Raw genomic sequence first — 13,920 nt, 5'->3', positions numbered from 1 at the left:
AAGCGGGGTCGTTCGTTACGCCTGGCATGACAGCTATGACCCCCGGCTCGAACATCCCTCTCCCCACCGCTCACATCGCGGTGGACGTCGCCGCTCCGGTGCGGCTCGACGTATCGGGCCTGCTGCTCACCGCCGACGGCAAGGTGCGCTCAGACGACGACTTCATCTTCTACAACCAGCCGACGGGCCCCGGCGTGAGCTACCGCTCCGGCGGGGGTTCGGCGCCCGACGCGATCGTCGTCGACACCACCGCCGTCCCGGCCGGCATCGAGAAGATCGTCGTCACGGCGAGCCCGGACGCCGCGGGCCAGAGCTTCCAGGGCATCGAGCCCACGGCCACGATCCGTGACGCCGCCGGCACCGCGCTGGCCACCTTCACCCCGCCCCGGCTGGGCGCGGAGACGGCCCTCGTGATCGTGGAGATCTATCTGCGCAACGGCGCCTGGAAGGCCCGCGCGGTCGGCCAGGGGTACGCCGACGGGCTGGCCGGGATCGCCACCGACTTCGGCGTCTCCGTCGAGGAGCCCGCCCCGGCCGCGCCCCCGGCGCCCGCCGCCGCCCCCGTCGCCGACCCGCGGGTCGCCGCTCCCCCGGTCCCGGCCACGCCGCCCGCGGCCCCCGCGGCGCCGGCGCCCGGCAGCGGGAAGATCAACCTGGACAAGGGCCGGATCAGCCTCCAGAAGAACCAGACGGTGTCCCTGGTCAAGGGCGGCGCCCCGCTGCTCAGCCGGGTGAAGATGGGGCTCGGCTGGGAGCCGGCGTTCCGGGGCAAGGACATCGACCTCGACGCGTCCGTGATCGCCTACGGCCCGAACCGGAACCACATCGAGAGCTGCTACTTCGGCAAGCTCTCCATCCTGAACGGAGCGATCAAGCACTCCGGCGACAATCTCACCGGCGAGGGCGGCGGGGACGACGAGGTGATCGTCGTCGACCTCGGGAAGATCCCCACCGAGGTGAGCGGCCTGGTCTTCACGGTCAACTCATTCTCCGGGCAGAAGTTCACCGAGGTCGCCAAGGCGTACTGCCGGCTGGTCGACGCGGCGAGCGGCGAGGAGCTGGTGCGCTTCGACCTGACCACCGCCGAGCCGCAGACGGGCGTGATGATGGCGAAGCTGATCCGCCAGTTCTCCGGCGAGTGGGAGATGACCGGCCTCGGGGAGTTCGCGAAGTCCCGGACGGTGCGCGGCATGGTCAAGCCCGCCGCGAAGATCCTCTGAGCCGGACGGCTGGACGGCTGGACGGTACGCGGGACGGCCCGCGGGGCAGCGCGAAGCCCCCGGGCCGCCGCGGGTCCTGAAGGTCCGCCGCGGGCCCGGGGGCCGGGGCAACGCGCTCCGAAGACCGGCTTCAGAGCTTGGTGAGCTTGGCGAAGGGGCTCAGAATCCGCCCCTGTCGACCCGAGAAATCGATGAGCACTGCGTGTTCGCCCTCGACTCCGATGACTCTTCCCAATCCGAACTGATCATGGGAAACCCGGTCTCCCACGTCGAACTGCTCGGGCGGAGGTGAGGCCGGGGCCTGGCGGTTGAAGGGACTGGACGGCAGGTGGCGCCGGGATCCGGCTGACTTTGTCATTACGTGGAGTATGCGCCCAAGGGGCCCCGCCGCGCCATGCCCGACCACGGACGAAGCCACCGGATCGCGCGCCCCGGGCCCGTACGCGCCCCTTCCCGCTCCCCTGTGCCGGCCCCTTTTTTTCCGCGTCAGCGGCGCGGTGAGCGGCGCCAGGGGCCGGTGATGGCCAGCATGATGCCCGGTTCCTGGATGTTGGCGAACAGGGTGCGGCCGTCGGGCGAGAACACGACACCCGTGAACTCGCTGTCGTTGAGATCATTGCGCGCGATGGGGTACGTCCGGCCGCGCTCCGTCGCGCCGAAGAGGTGCTGAAGCCCCTCGCCGTCCTCCGCGATGACCAGACCGCCGTACGGCGAGACGGTGATGTTGTCGGGGCCGTCGAAGCCGCCGTCCTCCGTGGGATCCGGGTTGACGCCGAGCAGCACCTTGAGGGTGAGCGTGCGGCGCCGCGGGTGGTAGAACCACACCTGGCCGTCGTGCGGGGTCCCGGGGCTCTCGGCACGGGCGTACGAGGACACGAGGTACGCGCCGCCGTCCCCCCACCACATGCCCTCCAGCTTCCTGGCCCGGGTGACGTCCCCGGTGCCGAACTGCTCCCGTACGTCGACGGTCCGCGCGTCCCGTTCCGGTACGTCCACCCAGTCGACGCCGTAGACGGTGCCGATCCGGGTGGCACGCGAGAGGTCGTCGACGAACGAACCGCCCGCGTCGAAGCAGCGCGGCGCCTGGAGCGCGCCCGCGTCGTCGGCGAGCCGGGCGAACTGCCCGCGGCCGTGCTTGAACCCGTGCGGCGGGACCCACCGGTAGAACAGGCCGTTGGGACCCGAGGCGTCCTCCGTCAGATACGCGTATCCGGTGCGGGGGTCGATGACGACGGCCTCGTGGTCGTACCGGCCGAGTGCCTTGATCGGCCGGGGGTCGCGGTTGGCGCGCCGGTCGTACGGGTCGACCTCGAAGACATAGCCGTGGTCCTTGGTCATCCCGTTCTCGCCGGCGCGGTCGGTGTTCTCCTCGCAGGTCAGCCAGGTGCCCCAGGGGGTGCGTCCGCCCGCGCAGTTGGTCGACGTACCGGCGATGCCGACCCACTCGGCGGTCCGGCCGCCGGGGCGCGTCTCCACGACCGTGCAGCCGCCGGCCGCGGCGGGGTCGTAGACCAGGCCCTCGGTGAGCGGCACGGGGTGGGGCCAGCCGGACCGGGGGCCCTTCAGCTCGTGGTTGTTGACGAGCAGGGTGACCCCGCGGGAGCCCTCGAACGTCGCCGTTCCGTCGTGGTTCGAGGGGGTGTACTCGCCGGTCTCCAGCTTGGTGACCCCGCTGTGGGTGACGACCCGGTACGAGAATCCGGCCGGCAGGGCGAGCATGCCGCGCGGATCGGCGACGAGGGGCCCGTATCCCGGCTCGGGCACGGGACCTGACGCGACGTCGGGCACGTCGTCGGCGGCGAGCGCGCCGGGCGCGGTGGCGAACGCCCCCGCGGCGCCGGTGAGGACGAGTCCCGCGCCCGTGAGCGCGGAACTTCCGGTGAATTCCCTGCGGGTCAGCGGCATCGGGGCTCCTCGGGGCGGCGGAAGGAGGTGCGGCGGCGGTGGAGGTGCGGAGGTGCGGAGATACGCTCCCGGCACTGCCGCGGAGGTACGCTCCCCGACGCTGCCGCCCGTGCCTGAACGGCGGCTGAACACCGTCCGACGACGAGAGGCCCCGATCCGTGAATCTCCCCACCGCGAAGCTCGCCGCGACCGGTCGCGGCGTCCTCGTCAGCGGCGCGTCGCGCGGTCTCGGCCGGGCCGTCTGCCGGGCGTTCGCCGCCCAGGGCGACCGGGTCGCCGTCCACTACGGCAGCCGTGCCGCCGACGCCCGCGCCACCCTGGAGTCACTGACCGGCACGGGCCACGTGCTGGTCGGCGGTGATCTCTCCGACCCGGTGGAGGCGGCCCGGGTCGCGGACGGGGCGGCGGAGGCGCTCGGCGGGATCGACGTCCTCGTCAACAACGCGGCGGTGAACGAGGCCCACCCGCCGGCCACGACGGACTACGAGGAATGGACGGCGGTCTGGCAGCGCCACCTCTCCGTCAACCTCCTGGCGACGGCGCTGCTCAGCCACCGTGCCGCGCACGGCATGATCGCCCGTGCGACGGCCGGCCGGATCATCAACATCGGGTCCCGCGGCGCCTTCCGCGGCGAACCGGACCACCCGGCGTACGGGGCCACGAAGGCCGCGGTGCACGCCCTGGGGCAGTCCCTGGCAGTCTCCCTGGCTCCGTACGGCATCGGTGTCGCGTCGGTGGCGCCGGGCTTCTTCGAAACGGAGCGGGTGGCGAGCCGGCTGGCGGGCGAGGAGGGCGAGAGGATCCGCGCCCAGAGCCCGTTCGGCCGGGTGGCCTCGGCGGACGAGATCGCGGAGGCGGTGCGCTGGCTGGCCTCGCCGGGGGCGGTGTGGTCGTCCGGCGCGGTTCTGGACCTCAACGGAGCGTCGTATCTCCGGTGACCGTCCGCACGGTCCGCCGCACCCGTCATCACACCCGTCGTCGCACCCGCCACCACACCGTCCGCCCCACCCGCCGCGCGGTCAACTGCCGCGCGGTCAACTGCCGCCGCGCGACCGTGCCTTGAACGCCGCCTTGCGCGCGTCCTTCGACACGCCCCGGTCCCGGTGCAGCCGGCCCATCGCCTCCAGGACGTCCGCCGTCGCCGGGTGGTCCACCCGCCAGGCCACCTCGAAGAACCCGCTGTGCTGGCCCACCAGCCCCTCCACCAGTTCCTGGAGCTCGTCCGGCTCGCCCTCCGCGTCGAGCTGTGCGGCGATCGTGTCGACCGCCAGCCAGAAGATCATCGACTCCGGCGGCGGCGGTACGTCCCCGGCCCCCAGCTCCGCGAGCCAGACTCGCGCCAGACCGCCCAGTTCCGCGTCGTCCAGGACCTCGCGGACCGCCGCCTCGGCCTCCGCCCCGACGAGGGAGAGCGCCTGCTGGCACTGGAGGCGGCGCAGCGGTGCGCCGGTGTCCCTGCCGCGCGCGGCGGCGAGGAGTTCGCGTACGGCGTCGAGCGGCGCGCGCCCGGCGAGCCACTGCTCCGTCTCGGCGCGGGCCGCCGCCTCGGGGAAGTGCGCGACGCCGTCGAGGAGCGCGTGGGCGTCCTTGCCGGCCAGTTCGCCGACGACGGGCGCCGCGACGCCCGCCTCCAGCATCCGGGACCTGATCCCGTAGAGCCCGAGCGGCGTCAGCCGGACCATGCCGTACCGGGAGACGTCGTCGTCACCGACCGGTCGCTCCGGGTCGGGTGCGCCCGCGAAGTGGGCGTCCTCCGGGTCGGCGTCCTCCGCCATGAGCGCCTCGTCCACCGGTACGTACGAGACGAGCCCGATCGGCTCCAGCACCCGGAACTGCTCGTCCAGCCGCATCATCGCCTCGGACACCTGCTCCAGGATGTCGTCGGTGGGCTCGCCCATGTCGTCGGGGATGATCATCGACGCGGCGAGTACGGGCAGCGGGACGGCACTGTCCGCGCCGCCGCCCTCCGCGACGGTGAGCAGGTAGAGGTTGCCGAGGACGCCTTCGAGGAACTCCGCCTCCTCCTCCGGGTCCCAGTCGAGCGCGTCGAAGTCGATCTCGCCGTCGTCGTCGATGGCCGCCGCGAGATCGTCGAGTACGGGCACGGTGGCATCCGCGAAGGCGACGTCCAGGGCGTCCAGCCAGAGGGAGAGGACGTCCTGGGGGGCGCCGGACGTGACCAGGGCGAGCTGCTCGCCGTGTGTGACGCGCCCGGTGCGCTCCTCCTCGTCGCCTTCCTCGGCGGACCCGGCGCCCGCCTCGGCGGACCCGTCGCGCCGGTCGGGGTACTCGACGTCCAGCAGTCCGGTGTCGACCGCGACCCGCCACGCCTCGCTCGCGTACGCCTCGCCGTCTCCCTCCGAGAGCTCGTCGCCGAGGCCGAGCTGCTCCGCCGCGGCGGGCAGTTGCTCGTCGACCAGCTCGCCCCCGGCGCTCACCCGGGTCTCCGGGCCCGCCCAGCGGGCAAGGCGCACGGCCCGGGCGAACAGCGGCGCGGCCAGCGCCTCCCGGGCCAGTTCGGCGTCCGGGAGCAGCCGAACCGGCGGCAGGATGGGGTGGTCTACGGGCATCTGGTGGGTCTCCTTGTGGGGTACGGAGGCTGGATGAGTGAGTCCGGACGGTCCCCCAGCGTAGACGCTTTGGACCCTTCCCACCCGGTTCATGTACCCGACAACCACCGTCCCCCGGACCTCGCTTGACCCGGGAACCGCGCCGCGCCGGTTCCGTCCGCCGACAGGGCGGGTCAGCCCGCGGCGTCCGCTCCGGAGGACAGGCTGATCGCGGGCGTCCAGCGGGACACGGTGCTGCCCTTCACCCCCGGGTGGTCCCGGACCGCGCGCCACTGCTCCGTGTCCGACCCGACGCCCCGGCCGGGCGCCGCGAGGGCGTCGGCATGGGCCTGCTCGCTCTCCCACCCGGCGAGGTTGAGGACCCGGGTCCCGTCCGTGGAGACGTGGAAGTACGCGGAGATCCCGCCCGGCGGCAGGGCCGGGTCGGTCTCGATCGCGTGGCGGACGGTGTCCACCCAGCCGCGGGCGCGCGCCGGGTCGGGGCCCTCGAACTCCACGTCGACGGTGACGAAGCAGCCGGGCACCGGAGGCTCGCCGCCGGGGGCTGTGGTCGTCCGCTCGTCGCGGTAGAGGGTGTACGGGCGCAGCCCCATCCGCTCGATGCCGGGCACGGCGGCGTCGATCTCCGCGACGCGCTCGTCCCGGCCCGTGGCGGCGAACGCCCGGTACGCGGCCTGGTCACGCCACTGGGAGTAGTGGAGCAGCGTCTGCTCGTCGTTCCCGGTGAGAACGGTGTACGAGAACAGCCCGACCGCCGGCCATTCCCGGCTCCGCCAGGCCCGGGCGATGGCCTCGACCGCCGCCCGCTGCCGCTCGGGCGTGCCGACGCGCCAGGTGCTGATCGTGACGGAGCCCACGCCGGGGCGGGTGACATCAGGAAGGGTGCTCAGTCGCACGGACATGGTGGTTTCTCCTCGCGGCACGCCCCCGCGGCGCGCCCACGACCAGCATGCTCGGAGCTGAAGCGCGGTTGAGGTCAACCCAGGGCCGGGGGCGTCGTCCCGAGCCCCCGCCGGGCGCCCTCCGGTACACCGGGTCCGTTCGACCCCGTCACCGCGTGTCCCGGTTCACCCTGTGTCCCGGTTCACCCCGTAACCCCGTTATCCCCGTAACCCCGTTCACCCCGTAACCCCGTTCACCCCGTATCCCCGTTGTCCCGTACTCGCTTCCCCGTCGCACGTCGCGGTGTTCGGACCACCCGGTGTTCGGACCACGCGGCGCCGGGTCCTGCGCTGTCAGACCACCACGTCGAACCACGGCCGGCGTGTGGTGGCCCAGTGCGCCACCCAGCCGGCGAGGCCGGCCCCCGCCGCCGGGTGGCCGAAAGTCGTCCCGAACGGCGCCGCTCCCACGTCGCTGATGTTCCATATCCGGCCACGGTGCGCGCCGGTGACGACGAGGTGCCAGTACATGCCGCAGCCGTCCGAACCCAGCACCACACTGCCGTGATTGCTGACCTCGTCGATGAGCGGCTCTATCTCCTCGTACGGCCGGGGGTCGTCCTCCCACACCCACGCCTCCGTGAGAGGGAAGGGCTTCGACAGCACCCGCTGGGTCTGGTCGCACCCCCAGTCCTCGGGCAGCGCGGCCACCGGCAGCAGCCCGTCGATGTCGGCGGGACCCTCGGCGGAGCCGTCGCACACCTCCGCGACGAGCGTGCGGTACGGCTCGGGCAGGACGATGCCCTGCTCGCGCTCGAAGGCGCGTACCGCGTCCCAGCCCAGCGGCGGCAGGCGCCGCTCCGGCGGGAAGACCGCGCGCAGCGTGTCGAGTTCGCCCAGGTCGGCGCTTTCGGTGTTTCCGGCGTCCATGCTCTTCATGCCTTCCATGCCTTCCATGCCTTCCATGCCCTCCATGCCCCTTGCTGCGTCAGCACCCGCTGGCACTTCGCCCCCTGCTACCCCGGAGCGCCCCGCGGCACGCTGATGTCGGGGGCGCGGTCATGGGTGTGCCGAACGATATGGCCCCCTTCTGCCCGCACCTACGCATCCGAACGTCCGGGGGCGCGATACCAGGCCACGGCTCGGTAGGAGGAACCGATGCCGACGAACGGGGGCAAGGTGGTACGGGCCGCGCCCGCGCCGACGCGGCCACGGCCCACGCGCCGGGCTCGCGGGCGTGCATCATTGGCCAGAACTTCGGCATCCGGGTCACCGCCGACGCGACAGGGCCGCCGGCCGCCGTTCACGGGCGCGACGGCCACGGCCCGCACCCTTCCCGGGCGCCTGCGGGCTCTCCCTGTTCGACGCGTACGCGGCACGCGATCCCCTCCCCCGTTCGGCCACCCGAACAAAGCGGCGGCCTGCGCCGATCATGCCAGACCGACGCACCCCAGAATCTTCAGTGTTGCTTCGCGTTCACCCGAAGCAGATCTAAGTGGACCTTCACAGTCCGGCGGGCGGAGACTCACGGTATGACGACATCACGCCCCTTCGGACGAGCACTTTGCGCCATGGTCACGCCGTTCACTCCGGACGGGAAGCTGGATCACTCCGGCGCGCGGGCGCTCGCCCGCCGGCTCGTGGACAGCGGCTGCGACGGACTCGTCCTGAACGGCACCTCGGGAGAGTCCCCCACCACGACGGACGCCGAGAAGACCGCTCTGGTCGAGACCGTGTGCGCGGAGGTCGGCGACCGGGCGCACATCGTCGCGGGCGTCGGCAGCGCGGACACCCGTCACACCCTCGCGCTGGCGCGCGCGGCCGAACGCGCGGGAGCGCACGGCCTGCTGGTGGTCGCGCCGTACTACAGCCGCCCTCCGCAGGCGGACGTCGAGGCACACTTCCTGCGGATCGCGGACACCGCGCGCGTCCCGCTGATGCTGTACGACATCCCGGCGCGCACCGGCACCCGGATCGAACCGGCGACGCTGGTCCGGCTCGCCGCGCACCCGCGCGTCGTCGCCGTGAAGGACTGCGCGTACGACCTGATGGGCAGCTCGAAGGTGATCGCCCGCACCTCGCTCGCGTACTACTCCGGCTGTGAGGAGCTGAACCTCCCGCTGTACGCGGTGGGCGGCGCGGGCTTCGTCAGTACGGTGGCCAATGTCGCGCCCGGTGCACTCCGCTCCGTCCTGGACGCCTACGACTCCGGCGCCCGCGGGCGTACCGACTCCGTACGGCTGCATCAGCGCGTGCTGCCGCTGACCGAGGCGATGATGGCGGCCGGGCTGCCCGGCACGGTCACCGCGAAGGCGCTGCTCGGCCGGCTCGGGCTGCCGGGCGGGCCGGTCCGCGAGCCGCTGCGGCCCGCCGGCCGGGAGACGGCCGACGGGCTGCTGCGGCTGTACGGCGCACTCGTAGGGGTCCCCACGGAGACCGCCGCGGAGGCCACCACAGCGGTCGCCGCGCCATGATCAGCTGACCGGTCGATTCAGCTTGACCGGTTGATCAGTTGTGGCTGTGCAGGACGTCGTTGAGGCCGCCCCACACCGCGTTGTTCGGGCGGGCCTCGACGGCGCCGGTGACCGAGTTGCGGCGGAAGAGGATGTTGCTCGCGCCGGACAGCTCGCGCGCCTTGACGATCTGGCCGTCCGGCAGCGTGACACGGCTGCCGGCCGTGACGTACAGCCCGGCCTCGACGACGCACTCGTCACCGAGGGCGATCCCGACGCCCGCCTCCGCACCGATCAGGCAGCGCTCGCCGATGACGATGCGCTCCTTGCCGCCGCCCGAGAGGGTGCCCATGGTGGAGGCGCCGCCGCCGACGTCGGAGCCGTCGCCGATGACGACGCCCGCGGAGACCCGGCCCTCGATCATGGAGGTGCCGAGGGTGCCCGCGTTGAAGTTGACGAAGCCCTCGTGCATCACGGTGGTGCCCGCGGCGAGGTGCGCGCCCAGGCGCACCCGGTCGGCGTCGGCGATCCGGACGCCGGCCGGCGCCACGTAGTCCGTCATCCTCGGGAACTTGTCGACCGAGGTCACCTGGAGGTGCAGCCCCTCGGCGCGGGCGTTGAGCCGTACGGTCTCCAGCGAGTCCACGGCGACCGGGCCGAGCGACGTCCAGGCGACGTTGGCGAGCAGCCCGAAAATGCCGTCCAGGTTCTGGCCGTGCGGCTGCACCAGCCGGTGGCTGAGGAGGTGCAGCCGCAGGTAGACGTCGTGGGTGTCGAGCGGCTTGTCGTCGAGGGAGGCGATGACCGTACGGACCGCGATGGTCTCGACCCCGCGGCGGGCGTCGGTCCCGATGGCCTTCGCCGCGCCTTCACCGAGCAGTTCCACGGCACGCTCGGCGGAGAGCCGCTCGGTGCCGGCCGGGCCGGGCTCGGCGGTGAGTTCGGGGGCGGGGAACCAGGTGTCGAGGACGGTGCCGTCCTCGGTGAGGGTGGCGAGGCCGGCGGCGACGGCGCCGGTGGTGCGGGAGGAACTGGGGGAACCTTGGGAAGACGTGTCGGTCATGCCCCGAACCTAACGTTCCCGACGCCGCCCGGGCCAACCGGTCTCAGGTGCCGGGCGCGCGCCACCCGTACGCGCTCCGCCCCACCCCCGCGTGCACCCCGGCCGGAGCCTCGCTCAGCTCAGGCGGTTGCCCGCGGCCCCGCGCGTCCGGTGGTCGGCGTCGTCCTCCGCGCGGGGCAGCGCGCGGTGTCCCTCGGAGTGGTGGTTGACCCAGCCGCAGACACCGCAGCTGTAGCGGCCGTCGAGTCCGGCGATGAGGGTGCCGCACTGCCGGCACTCGGCGTAGGTGATCTCGGGCCCCGGAGGCTGGTCGTTCATCCCGTCAACCTACGGCGGGCGGGATGAGCCGCGCCAGCGCCCGCCGGGCGTACTTCTCGTCGTACGCCCCGTCCGTCAGCAGCACCTGGAGGCAGATCCCGTCCACCAACGCGATCAGCGCCCGCGCGGTCAGGGGGTCGGTGTGCGGGCGGAGCACCTCGGCGACGCCGTCGCTCCACTCCGCGGCGACCTGGCGCAGCGCGGGCCGGCGCAGGGCCGCCAGGTACAGCTCGTACTCCAACTCGACGCCGGTACGGTCCCGGGCCAGCCACTGCCCGGTGATCCGGGCCAGCTCGCCCGCGATGTCGCACCCCGGCCGGGCGAAGGCGGCGCTCTCCCGTACCTCGCGCGCGAACCCCTCGTTGGCCTGCCGGAGAGCGGCGACCAGCAGTTCGTCCAGCGAGGCGAAGTGGTACGTGGTCGAGCCGAGCGGCACATCGGCCTCGGCGGCGACCGTACGGTGGCTCAGCCCGGCGATACCGACGCGGCCGACCACGCGCAGCGCGGCGTCGATGATGCGCTGGCGGCGCTCGGGGTCGTAGCGGCGGGCCATCAGTGGGCCCCTCCGAGGTTGAGCACGACGACGCCCGCGATCACCAGGGCGATGCCCAGCAGCTTGAGCGCGCCGGCGGACTCGCCCAGGAAGACCATCCCGATGGCGGCGACCAGCGCCGTACCCGCTCCGGCCCAGATCGCGTACGCCGTCCCGATGGAGAGCGTCTTGAGCGTCTGGGCGAGGAGGAGGAACGCGACGACGTACCCCGCCACGGTCAGCACCGAGGGCCACAGCCGGGTGAAACCCTCGCTGTACTTCATGGCGGTCGTCGCGCCCACCTCGGCCGCGATGGCGACGGCCAGCAGTCCGTATCCCGTTCCCATGCGTACGAGTGTACACATCGATGCGTACGACCGTACGCATCACTGGGCTCGGCAGGTCTGCTGCCGGTCTGCTGCCGGTCTGCTGCCGGTCTGCTCGTCAGGACTGCTGCCGGCCGAACGCGGTCACGACCTCACCGGCCAGCCGCACCGCGAGGGCACGGGCCAGCAGGACCGGGCGGTCCGCCGCGCGCGCCGCGGCCCGCCGCATCTCCTCGGTGTAGCCGATGCAGTCCAGGACGAGCCACGAACTGCCGCCGTCCGCGAGCGTCCGGGCGGCCTCGGCGACCTCGTCCAGGGCGTGTTCGCGCGGTGCGTACGGATTGGCGCCCGCGGCCAGGACGCGGCCCGGCAGGACCTCGGAGAACCGCCGGGCCACGTCCTCGGCCTGGTCGGGGTGGGGGCAGACGACGCCGACCGGGTCGGTGCCGACGATGGCCGCGACCGCCTGCTGCACCAGCGGTTCGGCGAAGAGCAGCGGCCCCGTCGCCCGCACGGCGGGGAAGTGGCCGGTGCACAGCAGCAGGGTCGCGGCGGCGCCGTCGCGTTCCGCGCGGGCGACGGCCTCTTCCATCCGGGGGATGAGTGCCGCGTGCCCGAGCACCACGGAGCCGCCGTCCCGCAGCCGGGTGACGAGCGGCGCCTCACCGGGCTCCGGGGCCAGCAGACGGCGGGTCTCCTGCCCGGCCTCACCGTCGAACCGGTCGTTGTCGAGCGCGCCGTGCTCGACCAGGCGTACGCCCGGCAGCAGCGGTTCGGCGTCCGGCCGCAGATCGGAGCGCGGGGCCTGGCCGATGGTGACCAGTCCGAGAGCGGGCGGGGCCGGCGAATTCGCGGCGCTGTCCGGGACGTCCATGTGTCACTCCTTCAAAGAGACCTGGAGGGAAGTCGGCGGGAAATCCGGAGAGGAGTCGGCGGGGAGCCGCAGAGTGCCAGAGGGTGCCGGGCGGAGTTCCCCGCCGGGGTCACATGACCTTGGTCAGCTGACCCACGTCGTTCAGCGAGCTGCCCGCGACCAGTCCGGCGCCGACCAGGGAGAGATCGTTCTCGGCCTGCTCGTCGGACTCCCTGCGCGCGGCACGGTCGGTCAGCCCGCGGCGGCGCCACAGCGTGTAGCCCCGGCGGACGACGAGCGCCCCGAGCACCATCCAGCCGGCGTTGGGCGTGGCCACGAGCAACCCGGTGGCCAGCAGGACACCCATCTGCCGGGACGAGCCGCCGATGAGCTGGATCAGCGCGCCCGGGATGGCCCACAGCAGCATGGTCCGCAAGGTGTCGGGGTCGAGGCCGGTCTTGATGGTGGTGACATAGACCTCGGAGACCGGCGGTATCCGGCCGTCCGCGAAGAAGGACTTCCAGGCGATGGCGACCACGACGAGCGCGACGCCGAAACCGACGAGCTGGGCCAGGTACTGCTGGCGCCGCCCTTCCAACTCGAAGGGGAGCCACGGGGCGGCGTCCTTGCGCAGCAGCCACCCGGCCTTGAAGTCGTAGCCGAGGTCGGCGAAGGCGGGGCCGGTGGAGGCGGTGTACCCCACCAGCAGGGCGAGCGGCACGGTGGGAATGTGCAGGACCAGGCCGACGATCAGCACGATCAGGGTGACGGCGAAGGCGGGGAACCAGCCGGAGTGCATCGCCGCCAGCCCCACGATGAGCTGGTGCACGAGGGCGGCGGCACCGGCCAGCGCCACCCAGCCGATCAGTGCGGGCAGGGACATCCCGGCCACCACACCGCCCGCGACGGCGACCACGACCGCGCCGCAGAGGAAGAGCACCATGCCTTCCAGCAGCCCGCGGCGCAGCCGGGCGGCCCCGACCGTGGGTCCGTGCTCGGCGTCGGCCGCCGGGCTGCCCACCACGGCGTCCGTGGCGTCCGTGATGGCTGTGTGGTCCGAGCTGTCGGTACGGCCCGCGCCCTTACGGCCCCGGCCCCTCATCAGCAGCAGGGCCTGCACGAGGGCGACCAGCCCGGCGCCGATCATCAGGCCGTGCGGCACCCGGTCGGCGGTGAGGTTCACATCGAGCAGCTCGGGGGCGTACTGGGCGACGGTCAGCCCGATGCCGAACATCAGCAGCGCCCATATGTTGCCCAGGAAGCCGACACCGGCGGCGCTGGTGGGGAGCTTGAACAGGGCGCCGACCAGGCCGACCACCGCGCTCACCCCGAGCACCGCGGCCTTGCGTCCGCCGCTGTCCCCGGCCTTGATCGTCTCGGCGGCGGCGATGCCCGCGGGCCAGGAGTTGGTGGCCGGCAGCAGCTTGGAGTCGAAGACCCGGTACAGCACCCAGCTGTCGACGGCCAGCCCGATGGCGGCGCCGCCCAGCATGGGCCACACCAGGTCGGTGCGGCCCAGCGCGAAGGGCACCGCGATCGGGGTGAGCAGCGAGTTCGCGGCGGCGAACGTGGAGCCGGAGATCGCCGACTGCACCAGGTTCTGCCGGTGCTGGGAACGCATCCGCATCAGCGCGCCGAGCGGGATACGGCCGATCATCATCGCGATCAGGGCGCCGATCACCGCCGTGTTGGGGGAGATGCCGAGCGAGGTGATCAGCACGATGCCGATCAGGGCGCCGAGGACCGACATCACGAGGGTGATGAGGAGCGTGATCGGCTCGAAGGCTCGGGGGTGCCGT

General features: G+C 73.0%; 14 protein-coding genes. 3 read left to right on the top strand and 11 right to left on the bottom strand.

Features of this window, described 5'->3' with window-relative positions:
* The first annotated feature begins 35 nt into the window (after positions 1-35).
* Positions 36-1,220, top strand: a complete 1,185-nt coding sequence (locus tag AB0P17_RS08155; protein WP_365808828.1) for a TerD family protein — start codon at positions 36-38, stop codon at positions 1,218-1,220.
* 130 nt (positions 1,221-1,350) lie between these two features.
* On the opposite strand, the gene AB0P17_RS08150 is transcribed toward AB0P17_RS08155, so the two are convergent.
* Positions 1,351-1,578, bottom strand: coding sequence for a hypothetical protein (locus tag AB0P17_RS08150; RefSeq protein WP_078490871.1), 228 nt, complete (start codon positions 1,576-1,578; stop codon positions 1,351-1,353).
* Positions 1,579-1,706: 128 nt separating this feature from the next.
* On the bottom strand, positions 1,707-3,125 hold the full coding sequence (locus AB0P17_RS08145) for an alkaline phosphatase PhoX (RefSeq protein WP_365808691.1): 1,419 nt from the start codon (positions 3,123-3,125) through the stop codon (positions 1,707-1,709).
* Between the two features lie 158 nt (positions 3,126-3,283).
* Here AB0P17_RS08145 and AB0P17_RS08140 point away from each other — a divergent pair, with 158 nt between their 5' ends.
* Positions 3,284-4,063, top strand: a complete 780-nt coding sequence (locus tag AB0P17_RS08140; protein WP_365808689.1) for an SDR family oxidoreductase — start codon at positions 3,284-3,286, stop codon at positions 4,061-4,063.
* A 96-nt stretch (positions 4,064-4,159) separates the two neighbouring features.
* Here the strand turns inward: AB0P17_RS08140 and AB0P17_RS08135 are convergent, their stop codons facing one another.
* From AB0P17_RS08135 to AB0P17_RS08125, 3 genes are all read right to left on the bottom strand, one after another.
* Positions 4,160-5,695 (bottom strand): hypothetical protein, encoded by a 1,536-nt coding sequence (locus tag AB0P17_RS08135; protein ID WP_365808688.1) that lies wholly within the window; start codon positions 5,693-5,695, stop codon positions 4,160-4,162.
* A 173-nt stretch (positions 5,696-5,868) separates the two neighbouring features.
* Positions 5,869-6,597: an antibiotic biosynthesis monooxygenase gene (locus AB0P17_RS08130; protein WP_365808687.1), complete on the bottom strand. Its 729-nt coding sequence runs from the start codon at positions 6,595-6,597 to the stop codon at positions 5,869-5,871.
* 333 nt (positions 6,598-6,930) lie between these two features.
* Entirely contained in the window at positions 6,931-7,542 is a 612-nt protein-coding gene (locus AB0P17_RS08125; RefSeq protein WP_365808685.1) for an SMI1/KNR4 family protein, read from the bottom strand.
* A 566-nt stretch (positions 7,543-8,108) separates the two neighbouring features.
* Between AB0P17_RS08125 and dapA the strand changes: the two genes are divergently transcribed.
* The gene (gene dapA / locus AB0P17_RS08120) at positions 8,109-9,050 is read left to right on the top strand and encodes a 4-hydroxy-tetrahydrodipicolinate synthase (RefSeq protein ID WP_365808683.1); all 942 of its coding nucleotides are present in this window, start codon (positions 8,109-8,111) and stop codon (positions 9,048-9,050) included.
* A 34-nt stretch (positions 9,051-9,084) separates the two neighbouring features.
* Here the strand turns inward: dapA and dapD are convergent, their stop codons facing one another.
* The 6 genes from dapD to AB0P17_RS08090 all read right to left on the bottom strand — a co-directional run bounded on the left by dapD (position 9,085) and on the right by AB0P17_RS08090 (position 13,871).
* Positions 9,085-10,092 carry a 2,3,4,5-tetrahydropyridine-2,6-dicarboxylate N-succinyltransferase gene (dapD, locus tag AB0P17_RS08115; RefSeq protein ID WP_365808681.1) on the bottom strand — a complete coding sequence of 336 codons (1,008 nt, stop codon included), beginning with the start codon at positions 10,090-10,092 and terminating at the stop codon, positions 9,085-9,087.
* Positions 10,093-10,206: 114 nt separating this feature from the next.
* Positions 10,207-10,410, bottom strand: a complete 204-nt coding sequence (locus AB0P17_RS08110; protein ID WP_365808680.1) for a hypothetical protein — start codon at positions 10,408-10,410, stop codon at positions 10,207-10,209.
* 4 nt (positions 10,411-10,414) lie between these two features.
* Positions 10,415-10,963 (bottom strand): TetR family transcriptional regulator, encoded by a 549-nt coding sequence (locus AB0P17_RS08105; protein ID WP_365808679.1) that lies wholly within the window; start codon positions 10,961-10,963, stop codon positions 10,415-10,417.
* Positions 10,963-11,289 carry a multidrug efflux SMR transporter gene (locus AB0P17_RS08100; protein WP_365808677.1) on the bottom strand — a complete coding sequence of 109 codons (327 nt, stop codon included), beginning with the start codon at positions 11,287-11,289 and terminating at the stop codon, positions 10,963-10,965. Before AB0P17_RS08100 ends, AB0P17_RS08105 begins: the two co-directional genes overlap by 1 nt.
* A 97-nt stretch (positions 11,290-11,386) precedes the next feature.
* Positions 11,387-12,142 carry an AroM family protein gene (locus tag AB0P17_RS08095; protein WP_365808676.1) on the bottom strand — a complete coding sequence of 252 codons (756 nt, stop codon included), beginning with the start codon at positions 12,140-12,142 and terminating at the stop codon, positions 11,387-11,389.
* Positions 12,143-12,251: 109 nt separating this feature from the next.
* Positions 12,252-13,871, bottom strand: a complete 1,620-nt coding sequence (locus tag AB0P17_RS08090; protein ID WP_365808827.1) for an OPT family oligopeptide transporter — start codon at positions 13,869-13,871, stop codon at positions 12,252-12,254.
* Between the last annotated feature and the right edge of the window lie 49 nt (positions 13,872-13,920).

Origin of the sequence: Streptomyces sp. NPDC088124 (assembly GCF_040685895.1) — a bacterium.
Taxonomy (GTDB): domain Bacteria; phylum Actinomycetota; class Actinomycetes; order Streptomycetales; family Streptomycetaceae; genus Streptomyces.
Note: the sequence above shows the minus strand (reverse complement) of the source record. Positions and strands in the feature narration are given on the sequence as shown.